Origin of the sequence: Allopontixanthobacter confluentis, assembly GCF_009827615.1 — a bacterium.
In the GTDB taxonomy this organism is placed as follows: Bacteria; Pseudomonadota; Alphaproteobacteria; order Sphingomonadales; family Sphingomonadaceae; genus Allopontixanthobacter; species Allopontixanthobacter confluentis.
This window is the reverse complement of the sequence record NZ_WTYU01000002.1, coordinates 841,740-864,314: the sequence shown is the minus strand read 5'-3', so window position 1 is coordinate 864,314 and position 22,575 is coordinate 841,740. Positions and strand designations below refer to the sequence as shown.

Genomic DNA, 22,575 nt, shown 5'->3' with positions numbered 1-22,575 from the left:
TTAACCCGCCCATTCAAAGGCGGTTCAGCCAGTCTGCTTTACAACACGCCCTATCGATGACAGCTTGCGGCCGGGCTTAGGGGCGGACGCGCTGCTTTTGCACGTTTCGAAAGGTTTCCCATGACGAAGAAGACCAATTCCGCAGGTCGCATCCTGAAACTGGCGTCTGTTCCGCTGCTGCTGGCCAGCCTTGCTGCCTGCGCCACGCCGTTCAAGGCGGATGTTTCCCGTTTCCAGAGCCAGCTTCCAGCGCCTTCGGGCCAGACTTTTGCCGTGGTGGCAGATGATCCTGCGATGGCAGGCGGGCTGGAATTTTCGCAATATGCAGATCTGGTCGAAACCCAGATGGAACGCCTCGGCTATGTACAGGCAGCACCGGAAAGTGCCAATCTGCTCGTCCGGTTTGATTATGGCGTGGACAAGGGCCGCGAGCGGCTTCGCACAACCGGGTTTCAGGACCCGTTCTACAGCCCATGGTATGGCTATGGCCGCAGGGGCTTTTATTCGCCCTATTCCCGCAGGGGCTTTTACCCCGGTTCGTTCCGCAGCAGGGCGTGGGGCTATGGCTATTACGATCCGTTCTTTGGCGGGCCGGAAGTGACCAGTTACACCGTCTACACCAGCGGCATCGACATGAAGATCGACCGTGCGGATGGCGAACGCCTGTTCGAAGGCAAGGCGCAGGCCATGTCCACATCCGACCGTTTGCAATATCTGGTGCCGAACCTCGTTGAAGCGATGTTTACCGATTTCCCCGGCAATTCAGGCGAGACAGTGCGGATTTCGATCGCGCCGGAAAAAAAGACCGTGCGCCGCATCGACTGACCGGCTGCACTCCAAAAAAATCAGAAAGGCGGGCCTGGAAAGGTCCGCCTTTTTTGTGTCAGTAACAGAAAACCGGGGTCAGGCCGCGCGGGCGGCGCCGCGTGCTGCGCTGTAACGCTTGAACTTTTTGGCGGCCACCAGCGGCACCAGTAGGGATAAGGCAATCCCGGCCAGCGAACATACGCCCAACCAGATGGCCACCAGCGTGCCGCCGGACTGGTAAATGCCGTAAAGCACTGGCCCGGCCAGTATCGCGCCGCGAATTTCATTGGCCGCAAACAGCACAAAGCCCACTTTCAGCAGCATCGCGGCAAACAGGGAGATGATCTCGCTCATGCCGATGGTGCGCCGCAAAAACCTTATTAAACGGTTGATTTGCGAATTTCAGGCCGTCAGACCAGCCTGGCGTGCCCGCCGGTTGATCCAAAGCCGCTGTGGCCCCGTTCTGTTTCGTCCAGCGTGGCCACTTCTTCCCAGCGGGCCTGTGTCACAGGAGCCAGCACCAGCTGCGCCACGCGGTCGCCGCGCTCGATATCGAATGGCGCCGTCAGCTTTTGGCCGACCGTCTGCCGGGAAGACCGTTGCCGCTGATGTTCAAGACAGATGCTTCATTGAACCTGCAAGAGATAGTCGCCCGGCGCGAATACATCGAGGTGCGCATCATACAAAGACTAGGCCGAGGCCAGCATGGCAGCATGGCAGCATACTTCAAAACCGAATTGGATCTCACGGCCCTCATTTTGATTGCGCCACCTGCCGGTATGATCGGTTTTTCATCATTTCCCCATGGCATTTTGCGCGGTGCGAAATGACTGCTCACCCTCTTTGCCTTTTCGCAATCGCATGTCTGGCGGTTGGTGGCAGTGCGCTGTTCAATGGTGATGCGACCAGGCGGGTTGTCACCCGCATGCTCGGCCTGACTTCAGTCCCTGACATACTCATGGATGCGGTCGCGACCATCGGGGCCTGCGGCGTGGCTACCAGCATTATTGCCCCAATACGGGCCCTACCGTGGGTCTACAGTGGCATTGATATCATTGCTGCCAATCGCGTTGCTTGAACCCACTCTCCTGGTCGCCCTGCTATTTTTTATCGCCCATGCTCTCCCGCTACCACGTCGCCGTTACGCATAGATGGTCTTGGCGCAGTGCTTCCATCGGCAGGCTGGACGACTTGGGTTGCGGCTCTTGGCAGAGATATCGGGTGCTGGGCAGTATGAATGGGCGCGCTGGAAGTATCAGTCGCGGTAGCTTTTCCGCCTGCCGCGATTACGCGTAGCCCCATTCCATCACGGCTTGAAACCATGCAATGGCTTGGAAAGCCATCGCTCCACCAGATGCTACTTTGCGGCAACAACGCAGGCTGCGATCGGCTAGTCAAGCGCTCGTCGGATTGTCGACAATCTGGTCCATTCCAGACGGCCTTCTCTTGGTTTCTGCCAAATGATCCAGGATGACGTAACGGGCATAAAACTGCCGTTTGTTTATGGCGTGAACGAACGGCAGCCAATCGGCGTCGCGACCCTTAAAGCATACTGTCAGAATTGTCTGACAAGGCCGATATTTCATCATCCGTGCGCTGATGTCCGCTGGCAGGCGGTCCAGGAATGAATTGTGTCATAGACAATTCAGGAAGCTGCGGCTTTGTGTCGGCGCCCACCATCTCTGCCACAATACAACGCCTGGTTTTTGTCCTGGCGCTATCCTTGTTTTGGCCCATCAGCCAGCCTCTAGAAACGGTAGGGAACCCGGATGCTCAGTGCCATGTCCGGGCTGTCGTCTGTCAGGCCTATGCCTACATTTGTCACCAGTGCCACATTCTCGCCAAGCGAGAATGTGGCACCAAGATTCACAAGGCCGACATTGGCCTGGCTGCCAACGACGAAACGGTCAGTCTGAAGATCGGGCGTCAGGCGCGTGCGCTCGACAATGCGCTGGGTGTAGGACATCGATATGCTCGATTTGTCGTTAAGCGCAAAGGCAAGGCCGGCACCAAACTGGACGGCATCGCCCAATTTAACCTTGCCGGGCTGATCACCTGGCGTTTCATCGATATCGGCAAAGCTGCGTTTGAAATTGTGAAAATAGGTCGCACTGCCGAACACAATCATCGGATCCAGTGTCTTGAGCATCGAAAAGCCGAGGGACACACCATATACGCCCGTGCCGAACGATAGCCGTTCAGGGATCGACAGGTTGCCTTCGCTGCCTTCTACTTCGGTAAACTCAATTCCGAACGGATGCTTTCCGGTAGGGAATTTAACCCTTCCGTTGAGCACGACATCGGGCAAGTCGGTGGTTTCCGCCAGCATCCGGTAACTCAGGCCTACGCTGGCGTCACCAATACCTGTGCCATGGACCGTGCGTTCAACCAGGCCCGCTGCCGATCCGCCGGCACCGCCCGACTGGAAGTTCGACGTGCGCGAGAGGATCGGCAGGCTGGCGTCGACGAAAAGCCGGTCAGACAGGCCGAGATCGACCGAAGGTTCAAGCGTGAATATATCGGCTTTAATCTGGTCAATACTGATCGTGCCCAGAAAAATGGCATCCAGCGCCAGAAACCCGTCGAGATTGATTCTGGCATTGCTAAAATGGGTATAGGATGCACCCAGTTCGACACCGAACCGTCGCCCGAAAGTGCCTTGCTGCTGCTGTGTCACATTTTCCTGCGCGGTGGTTGGCGCAGGGGCCTTGCGGTCCACTCCGGATACGGCGGCTGTATCATTGTTTTGCTCAGGCTGCTGCACGACAAGATTACTGGACGTCTGCTCGGGGAAGCCGAACGCGGGCATGGGAAAGCGCCGGAATCCTGGATCTGACGACCGGGCTTGTGCTTCACCTTGCGCATAACGACCACGAATGCCGGCCGCTTCATCGCCGGTGATGGGTTCTACATCGAACTGTTCCAGTCGCAACAGACGTTCCTCGAGGGACTGCACTCGCCTGCGCGCTTCCTGCTCGCGGGCTTCGAGAATGGCGACTTGCGCCCGCAGTGACATGATTTCCGCATCGGCGCGGCTATCTGCATCAGAAGACTGCATGGCACTGCCTGTCAGAGGGGCATCCTGCGCATAGGCTGACGGCGGCAGGAAAATCGCCGCGCCTGATGTGGCAACCGCTGAAGCGATTATCGATGCTTTCGATGTCAGATCATGGCGCATGTTTAATCTTCCTGTTTTGCTACTCCGCCGTGCCGGCACTGGTATGGGTCTGAAAGTTCAGGGATTGAGGAGAGTCCATAGGGTCGCCGGGTCGGGAACACCTGTGGCATCCAGCGAATGCTGCTTCTGAAAGGCGGCCAGCGCATTGCGCATTTCGGGCGTAAACTTGCCGGTTTCTTCGCCCTTGTAGAGACCCTTTACTTTCAAGGCGGCCTGCGATCGGCGCAGGATTGCTTCGTAAACAAACGCCCGGTGCTTAGCATCGCCCACCTCAACCAGGGGCGAGAACTGAGCCACCCGAACGGGCCGCAAGCCGGTCACCATGCGCTGAACTACGCTGACGACGGTGTCCTGCGCATGCTGGGTGCAATGGGAATTCAGGATAATGTCGAACGCGGCGGCATTATGCCACGGCGTCAGGTCGAATGTGTTGGGCTCATATCTGTTCGCCGCGCTGAGATAGCCTTCGACAAAGCCGATAAGGCGCTGATATTCAGCCGATGATTTATCCTGCCGCGCTGTCAGGAAAGCGGCGCAGTCGAACCGACCTGCGCCCTCCACTGCAAAGCTGTTGTCGTGTGGCTCAGCAGCATTTGCCGCAGAAGCGATAAAGGTTGCGGCCATGGCCGCCAGCATTGATTTCTTCATCTGTTTTCCCCCGCCGGGATTTACATTTCAGTCAATATCCGTGCCCCTTCATAGCGCTGAGCGCGCTATTCAGACTGACACCGCGCGACTGGGCAAAATTGTCCGCCCCCAGGATGATGGAAGCTGAGTTGAGGATGGAATTGCCGCTGGTGTTCAGCATGGTCTGTTGCAGCATCTGCCCGACATCGCTGCCCAGGGACTGTAGCGAACTGTCCAGCCCATCGCCGCCAGTCATGACAATGCCGATCTGGTTGTTTGCCGCGAGAAACTGCAGCTGGTCGCCATCTGCAAAGCCGATGTTGGTCGTGCCATCAGCAGATTGCAGTCCGGCCATCGACAAAGCCGAAATTGCCGATGCAGGGACAATGGCGATCTGCATGTTGTTGCGCGCCAGATTATTCGCTCCGGCAATGACATTGGCCTGCGCCGCGCCCTGATGCGTGCCGATCCCGCCGACAGGCAAAACATTGGCAGGCGTCATGAGCGGGACGTATCCCGAATGGGTGTCGGTCACATCCATCGCCGGATCGCCTTCCCGCTGCCAGCCAACCATCAGGGCCGGGGTGGGTTTTCCATCCGTGCCCAGTTTCAGAAAATCTACGTTGAAAACCAGCCGCGCATTGGTCGTGATGCCTTGCGCATCCTGCCAGCTGGTCAGCAAGCTTATGCCGAAAAATGACACATTATTCTGACGCATGAACTTGCCGCGCATATCGGCCAGCTCAGGATCCGGCAAAATGGCGCCGATCGTTGCCAGTTTTGCATCGTCATAAGGCGCGCGTTCCTGCGCCTCCGCCGGACTTGCAGCGGCAAGCGATACAGCGCCGGCAAGGCTCAGGAGCATCAAGGTGTGAACGGAGGTCGAAATACGCATGGTAACTCTCCATCAGAATGAGAAACTGAATGCTGCATTGTTGCCAAATTCGGCAGTGTCAGCAGCGGGAAGGGCGGCGTGAAGCGCCAGCAGACGCTTGGCGGACAGCGGCGAAGGCGGGTTGATCAACGCATTTTGCGGATCATACCCATCGCCCACCACGATGAAGGCGACATCGTTCCACGCCTTTTGAAAGTCCGCACGGGACATTGTGCGGTTGCCCAAAGCCGGGTCGCCAATTGCCACCCGGTCTGCAAACGCTTTGCGGATGACGACAAAATGCTTGTACCCCTTGATATCCAGCAGGGCGACAGATGGCAGATCAATCGCGGTCAGCTTGTCATAATCCAGCTGGTAGCCTTCAGCTTCCATGCCGACGGATTGGGCGTAAGTCTTCATATCCAGCAGGGAAAAGCCTTTTTCCCGCACAATGTCGGGATCGGCAATCTTGAGCATATTGACCAGCACCTGCTGCTCTGTCGTGCTGTGGCCGAATGCTTCGTTGAAAATTGTCGCCATGACCGCAGCACCGCAGCTGAAATCCGTCCGTTGCCGGACCAGGCCCATAAATTTTCGATCTTTCCAGCTGGTGACCGAAACTGGCGTTATGCGGGCGCCCTCGGCTGTCTGTCCCAGCCATAGCGGCGCGTTCTGGGCCGGTGCCGTCATGCAGCCTGCCAGTGTAACGGCAAACAGCGGCGTCAGGGCCTGATACACGATGGGCGGAAGCTGAGACATGAGCAATGCGGACTTTTCATGAAATGAAGCAGGGATTTGCGGGGCAAGGAAGGGCAGCGCCAGACAGGCTACTGCCCTTCCCCCTTGACGGACGGCTAGACCAGCGGGGGGGCGGTTCCGCCCGCCAGTGGCTTAGCTACCACCGCCATTGCCGCCATTGCCGCCGTTGCCGTTGCCAGGAGCGGCACCGCCTTGCGACGCAGCAATCGTCAGCGAATTCAGCTGCTGATTGCCAACACCCGACGCCATGTTCACGCCGATGTTACCCGATGCACCGGCAATCGACAGTCCGCTTATGACATTGATGCTGTCCTGCTGTTCGACAAACGACATCGTGGTCGCCTGAATCAGGCCGGCATTGGCTTCGGAGAGTGTGGTGTTATTGGCCACTGCCAACGTCATCAAATTGGCCTGCTGGTTCAGACTGCCCGCAGCCGCATTGACGCCGATGTTGCCCGACCCGGTAATGGTCGCACCTGCCACGGTGTTACGATCGCGGAAGTTGTTGATGTCATCTTCTTCCAGCGTATCTTCAGCGCGGAACTGTGCCACACCCAGCTGCGATTGCAGCGAAGTGGTCGACGCTTCGGCCCAGCCACCAACGGCATCAGGATCGGAATTGCTGGAAACCGCAATGGACGCAGCGTTCATCTGGTCATTAAAGTAACCAGCGGCCAGATTGACACCGATGTTGCCCGAACCTTCCACATCAAACGTTTCGACCGTATTGATGATGGGCGCGAAGAAACCCACGCGAATCTGGGGCTGGACCACACCGTCTGGCAGGCCATCGGCAGGGTCCTGACCATATTCACTGACGCCAGGTCCGAACACTGGATCGACAAAGCCGTTCTCGCCGTTCAGTTCGTTTTCCTCGTGATAGGTGACCTGGACGCCTTGCTGCAATTGCTTGGCATCCGTCACCGCGACTGCGGAACTGTCGACATTGACGACCCCGGTCAGGCTGACAGCACCACCAAGAGCAACATTCTTGTTATATGTCACATCAGTGGTGACGCTGGTGTCAATGTTATTGGCATAACGCAGATCCACTTCGACCGAGCTTTCACCATCGGCTCCTGTGTCTTGCGCCAGTGCGGGCGCGGCAATCATTGCCAGACCGGCGGCTGAGGCCATAAGAATACTTCTCATTTTCCTTCTCCTTGGTTTTTTTGGGGGGGGGGTAGTTCAGGGTGATCCTTCGCCTGCAATTGACAGGCCGAAGGTGTTGGCGGAGGAATTGCCCTCGCCGCCGATCAGGTTTACCTGGATCAGACCATGGCCATCGCCAAACGTGCTATCGCCAACGGCGATGCGGTCATTGGCGGGCACAGTCCCTTCCAGGCTGCCCCCTTTCGGTAGAATGGGCGCCCGCGACTGCTCCAGGAGCTGGTCGGACATGACGCCGCTATTCCCAACCGCCAGCAGAGCCAGATTTGCCATCTGGTTTTGCGCTCCGGCGGTGATGTTGATGCTGGTGAGGCCGGTGGTGCCGGCAAAGGCACCATCCCCCACGGTAATGTCGGTGATATGGTCGCTGGCTGCCATCCCGCTCATGCGCTGGCTGACAGACTGCGCTGCCAGGGCAATGTCACCTATGGCGACAACTGCGCTGCCTGCCTGCTGGTTCGTATTGCCTGCGGCAATGTTGACTGCGATGCGGCCCGTGCTGCCGGCGGCATTGTTGGATGCCACCACCACCTCATCGCTGACCTGCGGTGTAATTTGCTGCGCGTCCTGCGCCGCCACTTGCGGGGCGCAGGTCAGCGCCAGTAGGGCGGTGGCCGTGTGCCAAATGGGAGGTTTTGGCATGATCATTGTCCGTTACCCAGAACGCCGCGCAGACTGTTCATTGCAGCGCTGAGCGCGCCGGTCGCCTGGCTGATCGCGCCGCTGGTCGCTGAACCCTGTCCGGCAGTAATGGTGGACGCTGCGCCGGAACTGCCCATATTGGACAAAGCGCTCATCCCGTTCATCACATGGCTGCCAATAAGACTGGCCTGCAAACTGGTCGCTGCGGCAATGCCTGCATTCTCATCATCGGTAATCGGCTCAAGGCCGGTTGCAACGCTATGCAGAAGAAGGCTGGTCGGACCGGTAACCACAGTATTGGCCTGCCCCGGCGTGCGCGGCCCGATCGCAGTGCCATATGGCACATTGCGCGAATAGATGACCTGACCTTCATTGGCATCAGGCGCATTGGTGGCCGATTGCTGGGCAAATACCGGTGCTGGAAGGGCTGTGCCTGCTGCAGCAGCTATCAACAAACCAAGAACTGGCATTACCAATTGTTTTATGTTGACTGCCTTACGCATCGCAAAATTCCCTTGATTTCGGGACGCAACTGCCCCGCCACCTGAAACGCGAATTTCAGGCGGATAAAATCGAAACCGAATATTCTCGATTTCGGAAACGCGACTTGTTGTTATGAAATTACTATAGGGCGATTCGCTTAAGCTGACATCACAAGGTCTTGTTAGTCATTATTAAATAGTCAAAAATGACTATTGACTACTGTGTCGCCGTGCCGTCAGGCGATGGATGACACATTATGCCGGGCGGGCCCTACGCCAGCCCATTCACTTCAAGCGGTAGGCATTCAGTTTGCGCCACAATTCTTCGCGGCAGGTGATGCCCAGCTTGTCATAACACCTCCGGATATGCGCCCGGATTGTATGGATCGAATTGTCGAGTTCGATGGCGATTTGCTGCGGCGTATGCCCCATGAACAGGCCGTAAACGATCGACGCTTCGGCCTTGGTCAGATGAAACACATCCTCCAGATCGGCCAGTTCAGGCTGGTCCATTTGCGTGGCGCGCTGCAAACTCATGCACACCGCCGTCTTGCACAGCGACGTTGCACTAAGGATCATATGGCCATCAATTTTGGAATACGGCAAAGCCAGATTGCGCACTTCTGGCGCGTTGACCTGAAGCAATTCGTGGAACGGGTCGCTATATTCCGGCAACGCCGTCCGGACAGTGTCGGCGTGAAGAAGAAGACAAGTGCCAGTCTCGAACAATTCGTTCAGAACCGAACTTCCGGCTATCAGCGTGCCATCGCGCCGGACAACCATTCTTGACCGGCCATCAAGAGCAGTAAGCGCATCTATAAGGTCTTGCAGGCCGACAGGTTCACGGTTCTTTTCAGGCGTATCGGCATCTGCTGCACGGGAACGGCGCGCCGCCGAACCGGCAAGCTGATTTTTACCCGGCTTCTTCAGGAATTCATCATGTGAACATTGCATGATCGCGCCCCCAAAAATTCAAATGGTGCATCTGATTTTGCGCGTCAAAAACCATCCACGCAGAACGCTGCGGTTCAGGACTAGCGATTAAAAATCAGATAGTTGCGAAGACAATCTTTTGCGACATCGTTATCTTGCTGAATATTCTGCGACCGTCGATATTGTAATCGAATTGAATACTATACATGCGGCAGATGTCTCGAGTCCACCAAAAGAGCGACGCTTCGTGACATATTCAGGCCCGAACGAATATTCTTCCGACGGTTTTAAACCGTTGATCTTGCAGTTACAGCCCGGCTGAAGATCACCATTAGATTGATACGTCGCTGCCCTGACATTGGCGTTGCAATTGTGACTATGGGTCAAGCCAACCTGCCATTCGATGCGGGGGATGGCGGGACTTGGGAAGTTTGAAATTCACTTGGTGCCGGTTGAGCCGAAACCACCCTCACCGCGCTCGGTAGGGGACAACTCGCTGACTTCGCGAGGAACGACACGCCTGACGTCGGCAAAGACGGCCTGCGCGATACGATCTCCATGGGAGACAACAACGTCTTCGTCCCCGAAATAATGGAGGCCGACCATCACGCAACCCCGATAATCTTCATCGACAGTGCCCGGGCTATTGGGAATAGTGAAACGGTGCTTGAGAGCCATGCCTGATCTGGGACGGATTTGCATCTCCACATCCCGTGGAAGCTCAACGCAAAAGCCGGTCGAAACCAACTTCAAGTCGCCTTTACGGAACTTTATCGGACCGTCCGGCAGAAATGCACGCAAGTCCATTCCTGCGGCACCAGAGGTAGCATAGGATGGCAGGGGTAGATCTTGATTCCCGGCTACGCGTTTGAATTTTACATCAGTCATTCTTGATCTTCCCCATAAAAACCACAGTTGCGCGAGGAGAGGCCGTTTCAGCAATTTGAACACGGGGGCTGCTGGTTTGCTCACCGCAAAGCTTCAAGCTCTTCTCGCCAAGGCAAAACAGCGGTGTCTGCCTATCGAAGCATGCCTTCATAAAACGCAACTTTCACCGCTCCAGTTGCCTTCACGGCGCCTTTCGTCATTAGCGCACACGCTGCCATTTTTGCGGAAAACGCTCAGGCATACGCGCTCGGTTATCACTTACGGCCAGCCCCTCGCCATTGGGGAAGCCGGATAATTTGCACGCCCACGATATCAGTCATCGTCATTCACTTTATCTGCCAGCGCATCGGCCACGCGTTCGATCAGCGCGCGGGCCACATCGGCCTTGGGCATATCGTCCAGCGTTTCCACACCGGCTTCGGTAACAATGTTCACCCGGTTTCTGTCACCCCCCATCACATCGCCCGATACGTCGTTGGCGACAATCCAGTCCACGCCCTTGCGCTTGCGTTTCATTTTCGCATTTTCCAGCACATCCTGCGTTTCCGCGGCAAAGCCGATCAGCAGGCCGGGCCGCTTGGTGCCAGCCGCCACGCTGGCCAGAATGTCGGGGTTTTCCATCAGGCGCAGCGCCGGCGGGGCAGAGCCGCGCTTTTTCATCTTCTCGGCAATGAAGTCCCTGGTTCGCCAGTCTGCCACGGCAGCCACCATGATGGCGACATCAACCGGCAGGGCATTCTTCACTGCTGCATCCATTTCGCGGGCTGATTCGACGTCAATCCGGTCCACCCCATGCGGAGTGGCCAGGGTAACCGGCCCGGCTACCAGCGTTACCCGCGCGCCTGCATTGGCGGCGGCTGCGGCAATGGCAAACCCCTGCCTGCCCGATGAACGGTTGGCGATATAGCGCACCGGATCAATCGGTTCATGGGTCGGCCCGGCAGTGATCAGGACATGCTTGCCGTAAAGCGGGCGATGTTCCGGATCGGTATCGAAATCTGGCTGACCATAGAGCGGATCAAATTCCAGCCGTTCTTCCGCGTTTTCGCCTTCTACATTGGCGCCATTTCCGCTTTCTTCGGCCCCGCCATCGCCAATGGTAATGCGATGTTCGTCACCTTCGATCGGCTGCGGCGCGGCCTTGCCAGCCCCGGTTATGACCAGATGGTTCATCGCTTCTGGGTCGGTTGGCGGCGCGGACGCTGCCTTGCCCTTGGTGGCGAGCAGCGGGCTGGAAAAACCGGGCTTGGCGAGTTCCGCTGCCGGTTCGATCACGGCTTCGGCTTCGGCTTCGGCCTCGGCCCCGGTTTCAGCTCCTGTTTCTGGCGCGGGGACGCCTTCCTCTGGCCATGCGCCATCGGGCATCTCGAGCCATTCCTGCTCTATTTCCTCTGCCGCACGTTTGGGGGTGCTGCGCGGGATGAGGGATGCCAGCAGGCCGCCCAGCCCGCCTCCGCTCCCGCCGCCAAAGCCGCCGCCAAAACCGCCGCCTCTGGCTGCAATTTCAGGTTCCGGCTCAAGCGCTTCGATGTCCTCTTCGAAGTCACTGTCGCCTTCGCCATCGTAATCCTCGACTGCAGGGGCAACATAATCATGAGCCATGCCGAATATTTCAGCAATTTGCGCCCAGATGGCTTCCGGGTCGGGCATCCGGCCCGGCCCAAATTCACCGCAGGCCATCGGGCCTACATCAGGTTCTACCACCCGCACGCCTGCCTGCCGCAGCCATGTGACGTTGCGCTGGGTGGCATCATGCTGCCACATCCGCACATTCATGGCAGGCACAGCCATCACCGGCTTGTCAGTCGCCAGAATCAGCGTGGTCGCCAGATCATCGGCAATGCCCGCTGCCATCTTGGCCAGCAAATCGGCCGTTGCGGGGCAGACCACCACCAGATCAGCCTCCCGGCTCAGCTGGATATGGCCCATCTCGGCTTCGTTCTTCAGATCCCACAAGGTGGTGTGCACAGGGTTTTCACTCAGCGCGGCCAGCGCCATGGGGGTGACGAATTGCTGGCCGCCGGCAGTCACCACGCAGGTGACATCGCCGCCAGCCTTGCGGATCAGCCGCACCAGCTCGCACGATTTATAGGCGGCAATACCGCCCCCCACCACCAGCAGGATACGCGGCGTTCCCCCCGCGCTCATCTGGCAATTCTCGCTATGACCGCAGCACGGCGGCGTGGCGACAGCATGGCAGGTCTCCCCAATGTATCTAGCACGCAGTCTGCTTAGCCGCGCGTATGACCCCATGTCACCCCTGCAACATAGTGGTTAAGTTTTGCCTAGCGGTTTTGCCGGACTGCAGTGTAAGCCCGATGCAGGGGAGAAAACCATATGCGACTGATCTTGACTGCGCTGCTGTTTGCCGGCGGATTGATGTTTCTGTTTATCGGCATGGGTTTCCTGCTGGACCCGGCCACAGCCGGGGCCGATTTCGGCGTGATACCGGATGGCGCAATGGGGCGTGCCAGCCTGCGGGCCGATTTTACCGCGTTTTTCGTGGTGGCAGGTGGCTGCATGATCTGGGGCGCATGGAAGCGCAAAGGCGACCCGCTGCTGGTGTCGGCCGCACTGTTCGGCATCGCTTTTATTGGCCGTCTGGTGAACCTCGTCAGCGTCGGCGCTTATGAAAATTACTGGATGCCCATGTTGGTCGAAGCGATTGCGGTGGTACTGTGCCTGATGGGCAGCCGCTTGCTGCCCCACACAGCCTTCACTTCACAAGACGCAGCCTAACCAATCCATCCCCCTGCCAGTGCGCCTGCAACAGCGCCTGCGCCGGCCAGGCCCGCAAAGACGTAGCCTGGCCAGGTGCGGGCGCGTTTCACGCGGCTGTCCCACATCAGTTCGATGTCGGGCAGCGGCGGCGTTTCGGGCGCACCGCCGCGCGGGGGATATTGTTCTTCCAGCCGGCGGATCAGCGCCGGTATCCGCATCAGCGTGTCGGTATCTTCGCGGATGCGATCAGCCAAGGCCGATTCAGGGCCCAGTTCATCGCGTATCCAGCCGCGCACGAAGGGCGCGGAAACGTCCCACATGTTGATCTGCGGGTCGAGCTGGGTGGCGATGCCTTCGACCATGACCATGGTTTTTTGCAGCAGCAACAAATGCGGCTGGGTCTGCATGTCAAAATCACGGGTGATGGCAAACAGCCCGTCCAGCATCTGGCCCACGCTCAATTCGCTCACCGGCTTGCCGCGCATCGGTTCGCCCACCGCGCGCAGGGCCGTGGCGAATTCATCGACTGAATGGTAGCTCGGCACATATTGCGCTTCGAAATGGATTTCCGCGACACGGCGGTAATTACCGGTGGTCAGCCCATAGAGTATTTCCGCCAGCCACGCCCGCGCGCGCCGGTCAATCCTGCCCATGATGCCAAAATCAATCGCCACGATGGTGCCATCTGCCCGCACGAACAGATTGCCCTGATGCATGTCGGCATGGAAAAACCCGCCGCTGATGGCCTGCGTCAGAAACGCCAGCACCAGCCGCTGGGCCAATGCCGGCAGATCATGGCCTGCCGCAATCAGCGCTTCGCGATTGCTGATCTTGACCCCATCGACCCATTCCACGGTCATCACGCGCCCATTGGTGCGGTCCCAGTCGATGGTGGGGATTTCATAGCCTTCGACAGCTTTCATGCTGTCTGACAATTCACTGGCAGACGCAGCTTCGCGGCGCAGGTCCAGCTCGCGGTTGGTCCAGCGCTGGAAATTGGCAATCGTCAGGCGCGGGCGCAGGCGCCTGGCTTCGCCGCCCAGCGCCTCAAGATGGGCAGCCGCCCATTCATACGTCGCAATGTCGCGCTCGAACCGTTCACGAATGCCGGGGCGCAGCACCTTTACTGCCACCTCGACACCGTCAGTGGTTACCGCGCGGTGGACCTGCGCAATGGATGCAGCGCCCACCGGGTCTGGATCAATATAGGAATAAAGCGCGTCAATCGGTCTGCCAAAGCTGGCTTCGATGGCATTCTTTATCTGCTCGAAATCAACCGGCGGCAGGCTGTCCTGCAGGGACAGCAGATTACGCGCCGCTTCCTCGCCCACCAGGTCGGGCCGGGTGGCAAGTGATTGGCCCAGCTTGATCGCCGCAGGGCCAATATCGAAGAACGCCCCGGCATAGTCAGGCTGGCGGGGCTGGAAAGTGCCAAACCGCGCAATCCGCGCCAGCCGCTGGACTTGCGGCGGGGTATTGGGATCACGCTCGATCCCCCGCAGCGCGCCGTGTTTCGCCAATGTCCGGCCCCATTTCAGGAGCCGCCAGATATGGGTGGCAGGCCGGGTCACAGGGTCAGATTTTCCAGCCTGAATGGATGGCAACTGCCCCGCCCAGAATCGGCTCTACCCGCGTGCGGGCAAAGCCTGCAGCGCGAATCATGCTTTCGAATTCAGGCATCTTGGGGAATTTCCGAATCGATTCCGCCAGATAGCGATAGCTGTCCTCGTCATCGGCAATGATCTTGCCGATCTTGGGCATCAGCCGGTGCGAATAAAGATCGTACATTTCCTTGAAGCCCGGCCACTGCGTGGTCGAAAATTCGAGGCAGTAGAACCGCCCGCCATGCTTCAGCACGCGGTGGGCTTCTGCGAGAGCGCGGTCGATATGGGTCACGTTCCGGATGCCAAAGGCAATGGTGTAGGCATCGAAGGTGGCGGAAGAAAAGGTCAGTCCTTCCGCATTCTGGCGCGACCAGACAAGGCTGTCGATGCCGCGTTCCATCGCGCGTTCGATACCCACATCCAGCATTTCCTGGTTGATGTCAGACACCGTTACCTGGGCGCCCCTGGCTTCCATGCGAAAAGCAATGTCGCCCGTGCCGCCCGCCATATCCAGGATTATCTCGCCATGCTGCGGCTTCACCCGCCGCACGAAGCGGTCCTTCCACAAACGGTGCATGCCGCCTGACATGGCATCGTTCATGATGTCGTATTTTGCTGCCACATTGGAAAACACCTCACCCACCAGGGCGGTCTTTTCCTCCACGTCGACTTCTTTATAGCCGAAAGAAACCTTTTCACTCATGCGCGGCTCCCTAGCCGGAACGTGATGTGCCGTCTATTCGGACTTGCATGTGCAGACAGCGATGCCCGGATTATGCCATTGCGCAATTTATGACCCCGCAATTTGCAGGAAGCTGATGCCTGAACTGCCTGAAGTAGAAACAACGGTTCGCGGCCTCGCGCGGTTCCTCGACGGGCAACGCATTGTGCTCGCAGCAGTCAACCGCCCGGATATGCGCCGCCCGTTTCCGGTGGATCTGGTGCAAACGATGACGGGCGCGACGGTCACCGGCCTTGCTCGCCGCGCCAAATATGGGATCATCCATACCGACCGTGACCGCAGCCTCATTTTCCATCTGGGGATGAGCGGGCGCTGGCGAATCGATCCGGCAGATGACGACAAGCATGATCATTTCGTGATCGAAACCGCCAACAGCCGTTTCGCCCTGTGCGATCCGCGGCGATTCGGCTGGGTCGATCTGGCAGATACCGCCACGCTGGATAGCTGGCCTTCCTTTGCCGCGATGGGGCCAGAGCCACTGGGGCCGGATTTGACGGTAGATCATCTCAAAACCGCACTGCTGGGGCGCAAACAGGCGATCAAGCTGCTGCTGCTGGATCAGCGCATCGTGGCGGGCCTGGGCAATATATATGTCTGCGAAGCGCTGTTCCGGGCGCAAATACGCCCGACCAAGGCAGGCGGCAGAGTCAGCCGCGCGGCGCTCGCCCGGCTGGTGCCCGCCATTCGCAGCGTATTGCTGCAATCGATCGAAGATGGCGGCTCGACCTTGCGTGACTATGCGCGGCCTGATGGTGAACTGGGTTATTTCGCCACCCGATTCGATGTCTATGGCCGTGAGAATGAGGCCTGCAAGCGCGGCGATGGCGGCACGATAAAGCGTATTGTGCAGGGCGGAAGAAGCACCTGGTTCTGCCCGATATGCCAGAAATAGTGGCGGTTGGCGGCCTGATGCCTGCAAAAGATGGCCATGGAGGGGGATACTGGGTCCACACTGAGCCCAGACTGGGGCCATACTAAGGTTGCGGCCGCGCCAAACAAACATTGACGATTCGCAAGTGGCTGGTTAAGGGGCGCGCTTTCCGGCGGGAAACTGCCGCTTTTCGATTTTACAAATTCAAGAATTCCGGCCGCTTCCAAGGCGGCCCGACAAAGGACAGACATGGCCAACACGCCGCAAGCCCGTAAACGTATCCGCCGCAACGATCGCCGCGCCGAAATCAATGGCGCGCGCATGAGCCGCATTCGTAACTTCGTGAAGAAGGTCGAAGTGGCCATTGAAGGCGGCGACAAGACTGTTGCTCAGGACGCCCTGAAAGCTGCGCAGCCAGAACTGGCACGCGGTGTTGCCCGCGGCGTGATGCACAAGAACACAGCGTCGCGCAAATTGTCGCGCCTGTCGAAGCGGGTATCTGCGCTTTAAGCAGCGCATCGGCTGGTATTCGGCGCAACGCTTTGGGCGAATCGCGATTCGCCCCGGCATTTTGCCAAAGTATCGGCCCGAATCCAGCTTGTGAAATACGGGACTTTACCCGGATGAAATTGAATTAGGGTCGGTGCCAATGGCATCGGCCCTTTTTGTTTCATTGCGACTACACCGTCAGCCCTAAAGAATGGCTTTGATAAGCCTAGGATACCCCGCGATTCGCACTCTTTTAGAGGCCAGAAACGGGGGAATTCAGGGCTTTATACGGCGGCCTGCGGGCTTGACTTGAGTCAACAGCTTTATTTCGGATTTTTTACAGCTAATGCTCTTGCGTCACCGGCAAACCGGTTCATAACACAGTCCATGGCGCTGAACGGCCCATGGCGCGAAACTGGACAGTTCGTGCTTTTACATCACTGGTCGCTGGGGGGCAGCACGGGGAAAACCGTTTTCCGTGTTTGGCGAAGCCATGCCAGTCGCGGGTTTTAGGGGACGCCGGTGTCAAAACCGGCTGGTTGGGATCTGGATAGTCGATGGCAAGCAAAGATAGCGGTGCGGGCGCGGAAAAACGTAAGGGCAACGATAACACAATGGAAGATCTCGAAGCAGTAAACCTGGCGGCCGATTGGTCAGACATCAGCCAGGGCCTGCGCAAGGATCTAGGCCACCAGTTGCACAGCCAGTGGATCAAACCGATCCAGCTGGGCGGGTTCTGCAAGGATACCGGCACTCTCGATCTTTATCTGCCGACGGATTTCTCCGCCAATTGGGTGCAGGACCGGTTTGCGGACCGTTTGTCCCTCGCCTGGAAGATTGCCCGCAGCGAAGTCAGGAACGTGCGCATTCAGGTGCACCCCGGCCGCCGCAAACTTCCGGAAATGAGCCTTGGCGGCATTGGCAGCAATGTCATGTATCATGGCGGACGCAACCCGGCGAATGACGGCGATTCTTCCATGATCGCGGTGGCCGCCGGCACCATTGGCGAACAGGGCTTCACATCATCTGTCGGGCTTGACCCGTCACTGACCTTCGCAGCGTTTGTAACGGGTGAAAACAATGTTCTGGGCTGCAATGCAGCGCAGCGCATGGCCGCCACGGAAACCCCGCAGTTCAGCCCGCTCTACCTCAAGGCCGCAACCGGCCAGGGCAAGACGCATCTGCTGCACGCCATTGGCCATTCCTATCTGGCATCGCACCCGCGGGCCCGCATTTTCTACTGCAGTGCAGAACGGTTCATGGTGGAATTCGTCCAGGCGTTGAAACAGAACCAGATGATGGAATTCAAGGCCCGCCTGCGCAGTTTCGACCTGCTGCTGGTGGATGATATCCAGTTCATCATCGGCAAGGCTTCTGCACAGGAAGAACTGCTCTACACCATCGATGCGCTGCTGGCCGAAGGCAAGCGGCTGGTGTTCGCTGCGGACCGGGCACCACAGGCACTGGACGGGGTGGAACCACGCCTGCTGAGCCGCTTGTCGATGGGGCTGGTTGCCGATATCCAGCCTGCCGACATCGAATTGCGCCGCAAGATCCTCGAATCGAAGCTCACCCGCTTTGCTCCGCTGGAAGTGCCGGGCGATGTGATCGAATTTCTGGCCCGCACCATCACCCGCAATGTGCGCGAGTTGGTGGGCGGCCTCAACAAGCTGATTGCCTATGCCCAGCTGACCGGTCAGACCGTGTCGCTGCAACTGGCCGAAGAACAGCTGACCGATATTCTGTCAGCCAATCGCCGCCGGATCACGATTGACGAAATCCAGCGGACCGTATGCCAGTTCTACCGCATCGACCGTTCCGAAATGTCGAGCAAGCGCCGTGCGCGCGCCGTGGTCCGCCCGCGCCAGGTGGCGATGTATCTGTCGAAGGTGCTGACCCCGCGCAGCTATCCTGAAATCGGCCGCAAATTCGGCGGGCGTGACCATTCCACGGTCATCCACGCAGTGCGCCTGATCGAAGACCTGCGCACCCGCGATGCGGATATGGATGGCGATGTTCGCAGCCTGCTCAGGCAGCTGGAATCCTGACCAAACTGCGGTAAGGGTCCGATATGGCCCTTACCGCTGACCGTCTCGACAGATTTTCCCGTCACATCATCCTGCCCGAAGTGGGCGGTGCAGGCCAGGTTGCGCTGGGCGCAGCGCATATTGTCATCGTGGGTTTGGGCGGCATAGGTTCGCCCGCACTCCAATATCTGGCCGCCGCCGGCATTGGCCGCCTCACGCTGATTGACGATGATGTGGTCGATGCCAGCAATCTGCAACGCCAGACCATTTACACCGCCGCCGATACGGACCAGCCCAAGGGTGAACGCGCGCTGGCATGGCTGGACCGCTTTGATCCTGAAATTGCCGCCCATGTGATTGCCCGCCGGATCGATACCGCCAATGCGCCCGGTCTTTTGTCCGGCGCTGATCTGGTGCTGGACGGGACGGATAATTTTGCCACCCGCCTTGCGGTCTCCGATGCCTGCGTAGCCACGGAAACTCCGCTACTGAGTGCTGCTGTCGGGCGTTTTCAGGGGCAAGTGGGTGCCTTTGCCGGCCATCTGCCCGATCAGCCCTGCTACCGCTGTTATGTGGGCGATGCGTTTGATGCTGATGATTGCGACACTTGCGCCGAAGATGGCATGCTGGGCGCGATGGCGGGCTGGGTCGGCAGCTTTGCCGCCATGCAGGCCATCAGGCTGGTGCTGGATGGCAAGGCTGCCTTTGGCAATGCGCAATTTGGCCAGTTGCATCTGCTGGACGGGATGAAGCCTGCGATGCGCAGTTTCACCATTACGAAAGACCCTGCCTGCAAGGGCTGTGCGGCCAGTTAGAAGCTGGCGCCATCAATCTGTCGGCGCGGCAGATGCGCCCACAGGGATGGATCAAACATCCGCAAATTTACTGCCATCCGGTCATAGGACGGGTCCTGCGGCGCGGTCCAATGGGTGTTCATGCCGCAGGTTCCGCAATGCCAGTTGGTCAGCATGCAATCGCCCTGAATATAGCCTGTGGCCTCGCCGGTCACCGTCACCACCTCGGGTAAACAATGATGCCAGAATGCGCCTGACCGGCGGCACAGGCTGCAGTTGCATTCGGCACCGTCAACGGGTGTTTCGCGCAGTTCAAGCCGGATCGCGCCGCAATGGCAGCTGCCCTGATGCCGTGTCATGCCAGAAGTTCCTCTACCCATTGCGGCACGATGTGGGATGCTGGCCCATAGCGTGCCTCGGTAAACCAGCGCGAACCCTGGCTCGGCTCAAGGTTCAATTCCAGCGTTCGCGCGCCCAGCTCGCGTGCATCTTGCACAAATCCCGCCGCGGGATAGACAGCGCCTGATGTGCCGATGGAAACAAACAGATCCGCCTGCCGCAAGGCGCCGTAAATCTCGTCCATCCGGTAGGGCATTTCGCCGAACCACACGACATCGGGCCGCAACGCGGCAACGCCGCATTCCGGGCAGGCCGGCCGGTCGATCAAGGGCCCGCGCCATGTGCTGCGCGTATCGCACATGGTGCACCACGCATTCAGATGCTGCCCGTGCATATGCAGCACGCGGTTTGCGCCAGCGCGTTCATGCAGATCGTCCACATTCTGCGTCACGATCAGCAGATTGCCGCCGGTTCTGTCGCTCCATTCCCGGTCCAGCCGCGCCAGCGCCTCGTGGGCGGGATTGGGCTGTTTGGTCTGGATCGATTCGCGGCGCATGTCGTAAAAGCGCAGCACCAGATCGGGATCGCGCGCAAAACCTTCCGGCGTGGCGACATCCTCGACCCTGTGCTGCTCCCACAATCCGCCTTCGGAACGGAACGTATCAATCCCGCTTTCGGCGCTGATGCCTGCGCCAGTCAGGATCACGATGTTGCGAATATTTTCCATGTCGCGCATGAAGCACGCCAGCATCAGGGGGCGCAATGTCTAGAATAGCAATTATCGGCAGCGAAGGGCGAATGGGGCATGCGCTGCGGCAGGCGATTGCCGATGCCGGCCATGATTATGCCGGCGGCATCGACCAGGGCGGCGATGTTACGGCGCTGGCCGCACAATGCGATGTGCTGGTGGATTTTTCCGCGCCAGCCGCATTGCAGGCCAATCTGGATGCGGCCACCGCTGCCGGTGTGCCGCTGGTGGTCGGCACCACGGGGCTGGAGGCCAACCACCATGGCGCGATTGATGCAGCAGCAAGAGGCGCTGCCATACTGCAGACCGGCAATACGTCCCTTGGCGTAACCTTGCTGGCCCATCTCGTGCGCGAGGCAGCGCAGCGCCTGGGGGATGACTGGGATATCGAGATTGTTGAAATGCACCACCGGATGAAAGTGGACGCACCATCAGGCACCGCCCTGCTGCTGGGCGAAGCAGCCGCCGCCGGGCGCGGCATTGACCTTGCCGCGCATAGTGAACGCGGGCGTGATGGCCACACGGGCGCGCGCGAGACCGGCGCAATCGGCTTTGCAGCCTTGCGCGGCGGCACGGTAGCAGGCGACCACTCTGTTATCCTGGCAGGCGACGAGGAGCGCATTACCCTGTCGCATAGCGCGGAAAACCGGATGATCTTTGCCCGCGGCGCGGTGAAGGCGGCACAATGGATGATCGGCAAGCCTGCGGGCCGATACACCATGAGCGATGTGCTGGGGCTGTGACCTTGCGGCCATGACCAGAGACCAGATTTTCGAATTTTTCCGCCGACTGGCCGAAGACAATCCAGAGCCTGTAACCGAGCTGGAATATGGCAATACATTCCAGCTGGTGGTGGCCGTGGCCTTGTCAGCGCAAGCCACCGATGTGGGCGTGAACAAGGCGACGCGCCGCCTGTTTGCCGAGGTAACCACGCCGCAGCAGATGGTGGACCTTGGCGAGGAAGGCCTGAAGCAGCATATCAAGACCATCGGCCTGTTCAATTCCAAGGCGAAGAACGTCATCGCCCTGTCGCACATGCTGATTGCCGATTTTGGCGGGGAAGTGCCGCGAGACCGCGACGCCCTGACGCTGCTGCCCGGTGTCGGGCGCAAAACCGCCAATGTGGTGATGAACTGCGCTTTCGGCATGGAGACATTCGCCGTCGACACCCATGTTTTTCGGGTGGGCAACCGCACCGGCCTTGCCAAGGGCAAAACGCCGGAACAGGTGGAAGCCAAGCTGGAAAAGCGCGTGCCGCAGCCCTTCCGGCGCGATGCCCATCACTGGCTGATCCTGCATGGCCGCTATGTGTGCAAGGCGCGCTCGCCGGAATGCTGGCGCTGCCCGGTGGTGGACCTGTGTTCGTTCCGCAAGAAGGTGATGCAGCCGGCCCGACCCTGAGGTAACTACGTATACAAGCGCCGCTTCGGGCGCTGATATGCCGCCGGTTGACTGGGAGAATGCCATGCGCTTGAAACATACCGTTCTACTGTTGCCAGCCCTTGCGCTGGCCGCTTGCTCACCCCCGGCAGACAGGGCCGAATTTGTCAGCAAGGCACCTGCGGCAAAAATCGTGGGCGAGCCTGTAAGCTGCATCACCACTTCCACAATCCGCGACACCAAGGTCCATGATGACCGCACGATAGACTTTATCACCACCGGCAGCCGCATTTACCGCAATACCTTGCCCGGCACTTGTCCGCGCCTCGGGTTCGAGGAAGGGTTTACCTACACCGTCCACACTTCGCGCCTGTGCGATACCGATATCATCTATGTGCTTGACCGCACGGCCGGCGACCTGCGGCGCGGGGCAGGCTGCGGCCTCGGCAAATTCGTGCCGGTCGAATATGCAGAAGGCAGCGCGTTACAGGGCAGCTAGC

The 22,575-nt window shown here is 59.0% G+C and carries 25 protein-coding genes and 1 pseudogene; 10 read left to right on the top strand and 16 right to left on the bottom strand.

Annotation, left to right across the window (positions count from 1 at the left end):
• Positions 1-120: 120 nt before the first annotated feature.
• Positions 121-825 carry a DUF4136 domain-containing protein gene (locus GRI44_RS12460; protein ID WP_160602070.1) on the top strand — a complete coding sequence of 235 codons (705 nt, stop codon included), beginning with the start codon at positions 121-123 and terminating at the stop codon, positions 823-825.
• A 78-nt stretch (positions 826-903) separates the two neighbouring features.
• On the opposite strand, the gene GRI44_RS12455 is transcribed toward GRI44_RS12460, so the two are convergent.
• Positions 904-1,161, bottom strand: a complete 258-nt coding sequence (locus GRI44_RS12455; protein ID WP_160602069.1) for a hypothetical protein — start codon at positions 1,159-1,161, stop codon at positions 904-906.
• A 56-nt stretch (positions 1,162-1,217) separates the two neighbouring features.
• Positions 1,218-1,367 (bottom strand): annotated as a pseudogene (locus GRI44_RS12450) (dUTP diphosphatase); the annotation flags it as partial.
• Between the two features lie 12 nt (positions 1,368-1,379).
• Between GRI44_RS12450 and GRI44_RS12445 the strand changes: the two are divergent.
• A complete protein-coding gene (locus tag GRI44_RS12445) occupies positions 1,380-1,637 on the top strand; it encodes a hypothetical protein (RefSeq protein WP_160602068.1) in 258 nt (85 codons plus the stop codon).
• A gap of 917 nt (positions 1,638-2,554) precedes the next feature.
• On the opposite strand, the gene GRI44_RS12440 is transcribed toward GRI44_RS12445, so the two are convergent.
• The 10 genes from GRI44_RS12440 to GRI44_RS12395 form a co-directional block, all read right to left on the bottom strand.
• The gene (locus tag GRI44_RS12440; RefSeq protein WP_160602067.1) at positions 2,555-3,985 is read right to left on the bottom strand and encodes a transporter; all 1,431 of its coding nucleotides are present in this window, start codon (positions 3,983-3,985) and stop codon (positions 2,555-2,557) included.
• Between the two features lie 57 nt (positions 3,986-4,042).
• Positions 4,043-4,633: a peptidoglycan-binding domain-containing protein gene (locus tag GRI44_RS12435; protein WP_160602066.1), complete on the bottom strand. Its 591-nt coding sequence runs from the start codon at positions 4,631-4,633 to the stop codon at positions 4,043-4,045.
• A gap of 31 nt (positions 4,634-4,664) precedes the next feature.
• On the bottom strand, positions 4,665-5,507 hold the full coding sequence (locus GRI44_RS12430; protein ID WP_160602065.1) for a hypothetical protein: 843 nt from the start codon (positions 5,505-5,507) through the stop codon (positions 4,665-4,667).
• Between the two features lie 12 nt (positions 5,508-5,519).
• Complete coding sequence (locus GRI44_RS12425) at positions 5,520-6,245, bottom strand: C39 family peptidase (protein ID WP_160602064.1); 726 nt, start codon at positions 6,243-6,245, stop codon at positions 5,520-5,522.
• A 132-nt stretch (positions 6,246-6,377) separates the two neighbouring features.
• Positions 6,378-7,397: a hypothetical protein gene (locus GRI44_RS12420; protein WP_160602063.1), complete on the bottom strand. Its 1,020-nt coding sequence runs from the start codon at positions 7,395-7,397 to the stop codon at positions 6,378-6,380.
• A 36-nt stretch (positions 7,398-7,433) separates the two neighbouring features.
• The gene (locus tag GRI44_RS12415) at positions 7,434-8,057 is read right to left on the bottom strand and encodes a hypothetical protein (RefSeq protein WP_160602062.1); all 624 of its coding nucleotides are present in this window, start codon (positions 8,055-8,057) and stop codon (positions 7,434-7,436) included.
• Positions 8,058-8,059: 2 nt separating this feature from the next.
• Positions 8,060-8,509 carry a hypothetical protein gene (locus GRI44_RS12410; RefSeq protein ID WP_160602061.1) on the bottom strand — a complete coding sequence of 150 codons (450 nt, stop codon included), beginning with the start codon at positions 8,507-8,509 and terminating at the stop codon, positions 8,060-8,062.
• Between the two features lie 315 nt (positions 8,510-8,824).
• Complete coding sequence (locus tag GRI44_RS12405) at positions 8,825-9,493, bottom strand: helix-turn-helix transcriptional regulator (RefSeq protein ID WP_160602060.1); 669 nt, start codon at positions 9,491-9,493, stop codon at positions 8,825-8,827.
• A 417-nt stretch (positions 9,494-9,910) separates the two neighbouring features.
• The gene (dut, locus tag GRI44_RS12400) at positions 9,911-10,360 is read right to left on the bottom strand and encodes a dUTP diphosphatase (protein WP_160602059.1); all 450 of its coding nucleotides are present in this window, start codon (positions 10,358-10,360) and stop codon (positions 9,911-9,913) included.
• A 312-nt stretch (positions 10,361-10,672) separates the two neighbouring features.
• Positions 10,673-12,508, bottom strand: a complete 1,836-nt coding sequence (locus GRI44_RS12395) for a bifunctional phosphopantothenoylcysteine decarboxylase/phosphopantothenate synthase (RefSeq protein WP_160602058.1) — start codon at positions 12,506-12,508, stop codon at positions 10,673-10,675.
• Positions 12,509-12,697: 189 nt separating this feature from the next.
• Here GRI44_RS12395 and GRI44_RS12390 point away from each other — a divergent pair, with 189 nt between their 5' ends.
• Entirely contained in the window at positions 12,698-13,099 is a 402-nt protein-coding gene (locus GRI44_RS12390; protein ID WP_160602057.1) for a DUF4345 family protein, read from the top strand.
• Here GRI44_RS12390 and ubiB read toward each other — a convergent pair.
• Both ubiB and GRI44_RS12380 read right to left on the bottom strand, forming a co-directional pair.
• Complete coding sequence (gene ubiB / locus GRI44_RS12385; RefSeq protein ID WP_160602056.1) at positions 13,096-14,652, bottom strand: 2-polyprenylphenol 6-hydroxylase; 1,557 nt, start codon at positions 14,650-14,652, stop codon at positions 13,096-13,098. The genes GRI44_RS12390 and ubiB overlap by 4 nt on opposite strands.
• A 4-nt stretch (positions 14,653-14,656) precedes the next feature.
• Positions 14,657-15,388 carry a class I SAM-dependent methyltransferase gene (locus tag GRI44_RS12380; protein WP_160602055.1) on the bottom strand — a complete coding sequence of 244 codons (732 nt, stop codon included), beginning with the start codon at positions 15,386-15,388 and terminating at the stop codon, positions 14,657-14,659.
• Between the two features lie 115 nt (positions 15,389-15,503).
• Between GRI44_RS12380 and mutM the strand changes: the two genes are divergently transcribed.
• The 4 genes from mutM to GRI44_RS12360 all read left to right on the top strand — a co-directional run bounded on the left by mutM (position 15,504) and on the right by GRI44_RS12360 (position 19,629).
• Positions 15,504-16,319 carry a bifunctional DNA-formamidopyrimidine glycosylase/DNA-(apurinic or apyrimidinic site) lyase gene (gene mutM / locus GRI44_RS12375; protein ID WP_160602054.1) on the top strand — a complete coding sequence of 272 codons (816 nt, stop codon included), beginning with the start codon at positions 15,504-15,506 and terminating at the stop codon, positions 16,317-16,319.
• 228 nt (positions 16,320-16,547) lie between these two features.
• Positions 16,548-16,808 (top strand): 30S ribosomal protein S20, encoded by a 261-nt coding sequence (gene rpsT / locus GRI44_RS12370; protein ID WP_160602053.1) that lies wholly within the window; start codon positions 16,548-16,550, stop codon positions 16,806-16,808.
• Positions 16,809-17,344: 536 nt separating this feature from the next.
• Entirely contained in the window at positions 17,345-18,835 is a 1,491-nt protein-coding gene (gene dnaA / locus GRI44_RS12365; RefSeq protein WP_160602052.1) for a chromosomal replication initiator protein DnaA, read from the top strand.
• Positions 18,836-18,858: 23 nt separating this feature from the next.
• Positions 18,859-19,629 carry a HesA/MoeB/ThiF family protein gene (locus GRI44_RS12360; protein ID WP_160602051.1) on the top strand — a complete coding sequence of 257 codons (771 nt, stop codon included), beginning with the start codon at positions 18,859-18,861 and terminating at the stop codon, positions 19,627-19,629.
• On the opposite strand, the gene GRI44_RS12355 is transcribed toward GRI44_RS12360, so the two are convergent.
• Together GRI44_RS12355 and GRI44_RS12350 are read right to left on the bottom strand one after the other, a co-directional pair.
• The gene (locus GRI44_RS12355; protein ID WP_160602050.1) at positions 19,626-19,967 is read right to left on the bottom strand and encodes a GFA family protein; all 342 of its coding nucleotides are present in this window, start codon (positions 19,965-19,967) and stop codon (positions 19,626-19,628) included. The two genes, GRI44_RS12360 and GRI44_RS12355, sit on opposite strands and share 4 nt — an antisense overlap.
• Positions 19,964-20,674, bottom strand: coding sequence for an NAD-dependent deacylase (locus tag GRI44_RS12350; RefSeq protein ID WP_160602049.1), 711 nt, complete (start codon positions 20,672-20,674; stop codon positions 19,964-19,966). Before GRI44_RS12350 ends, GRI44_RS12355 begins: the two co-directional genes overlap by 4 nt.
• A 35-nt stretch (positions 20,675-20,709) precedes the next feature.
• On the opposite strand from GRI44_RS12350, the gene dapB reads away from it, so the two are divergent.
• From dapB to GRI44_RS12335, 3 genes are all read left to right on the top strand, one after another.
• Positions 20,710-21,438 (top strand): 4-hydroxy-tetrahydrodipicolinate reductase, encoded by a 729-nt coding sequence (gene dapB, locus GRI44_RS12345; RefSeq protein ID WP_160602048.1) that lies wholly within the window; start codon positions 20,710-20,712, stop codon positions 21,436-21,438.
• 10 nt (positions 21,439-21,448) lie between these two features.
• The gene (gene nth / locus GRI44_RS12340; RefSeq protein WP_160602047.1) at positions 21,449-22,096 is read left to right on the top strand and encodes an endonuclease III; all 648 of its coding nucleotides are present in this window, start codon (positions 21,449-21,451) and stop codon (positions 22,094-22,096) included.
• A gap of 70 nt (positions 22,097-22,166) precedes the next feature.
• Positions 22,167-22,574, top strand: a complete 408-nt coding sequence (locus tag GRI44_RS12335; protein ID WP_232843133.1) for a hypothetical protein — start codon at positions 22,167-22,169, stop codon at positions 22,572-22,574.
• Position 22,575 lies beyond the last annotated feature (1 nt).

Bases quoted from the DNA above. Each gene is read 5' to 3' on its own strand.
- GRI44_RS12355 (WP_160602050.1), bottom strand. From the start codon at position 19,967: ATGACACGGCATCAGGGCAGCTGCCATTGCGGCGCGATCCGGCTTGAA.
- GRI44_RS12350 (WP_160602049.1), bottom strand. From the start codon at position 20,674: ATGGAAAATATTCGCAACATCGTGATCCTGACTGGCGCAGGCATCAGC.
- GRI44_RS12390 (WP_160602057.1), top strand. From the start codon at position 12,698: ATGCGACTGATCTTGACTGCGCTGCTGTTTGCCGGCGGATTGATGTTT.
- GRI44_RS12420 (WP_160602063.1), bottom strand. From the start codon at position 7,397: ATGAGAAGTATTCTTATGGCCTCAGCCGCCGGTCTGGCAATGATTGCC.
- GRI44_RS12440 (WP_160602067.1), bottom strand. From the start codon at position 3,985: ATGCGCCATGATCTGACATCGAAAGCATCGATAATCGCTTCAGCGGTT.
- rpsT (WP_160602053.1), top strand. From the start codon at position 16,548: ATGGCCAACACGCCGCAAGCCCGTAAACGTATCCGCCGCAACGATCGC.
- GRI44_RS12360 (WP_160602051.1), top strand. From the start codon at position 18,859: ATGGCCCTTACCGCTGACCGTCTCGACAGATTTTCCCGTCACATCATC.
- GRI44_RS12430 (WP_160602065.1), bottom strand. From the start codon at position 5,507: ATGCGTATTTCGACCTCCGTTCACACCTTGATGCTCCTGAGCCTTGCC.
- GRI44_RS12405 (WP_160602060.1), bottom strand. From the start codon at position 9,493: ATGCAATGTTCACATGATGAATTCCTGAAGAAGCCGGGTAAAAATCAG.
- GRI44_RS12460 (WP_160602070.1), top strand. From the start codon at position 121: ATGACGAAGAAGACCAATTCCGCAGGTCGCATCCTGAAACTGGCGTCT.
- GRI44_RS12455 (WP_160602069.1), bottom strand. From the start codon at position 1,161: ATGAGCGAGATCATCTCCCTGTTTGCCGCGATGCTGCTGAAAGTGGGC.
- dut (WP_160602059.1), bottom strand. From the start codon at position 10,360: ATGACTGATGTAAAATTCAAACGCGTAGCCGGGAATCAAGATCTACCC.
- nth (WP_160602047.1), top strand. From the start codon at position 21,449: ATGACCAGAGACCAGATTTTCGAATTTTTCCGCCGACTGGCCGAAGAC.
- GRI44_RS12395 (WP_160602058.1), bottom strand. From the start codon at position 12,508: ATGAGCGCGGGGGGAACGCCGCGTATCCTGCTGGTGGTGGGGGGCGGT.
- GRI44_RS12415 (WP_160602062.1), bottom strand. From the start codon at position 8,057: ATGCCAAAACCTCCCATTTGGCACACGGCCACCGCCCTACTGGCGCTG.
- dnaA (WP_160602052.1), top strand. From the start codon at position 17,345: ATGGCAAGCAAAGATAGCGGTGCGGGCGCGGAAAAACGTAAGGGCAAC.
- mutM (WP_160602054.1), top strand. From the start codon at position 15,504: ATGCCTGAACTGCCTGAAGTAGAAACAACGGTTCGCGGCCTCGCGCGG.
- dapB (WP_160602048.1), top strand. From the start codon at position 20,710: ATGTCTAGAATAGCAATTATCGGCAGCGAAGGGCGAATGGGGCATGCG.
- GRI44_RS12380 (WP_160602055.1), bottom strand. From the start codon at position 15,388: ATGAGTGAAAAGGTTTCTTTCGGCTATAAAGAAGTCGACGTGGAGGAA.
- GRI44_RS12435 (WP_160602066.1), bottom strand. From the start codon at position 4,633: ATGAAGAAATCAATGCTGGCGGCCATGGCCGCAACCTTTATCGCTTCT.
- GRI44_RS12425 (WP_160602064.1), bottom strand. From the start codon at position 6,245: ATGTCTCAGCTTCCGCCCATCGTGTATCAGGCCCTGACGCCGCTGTTT.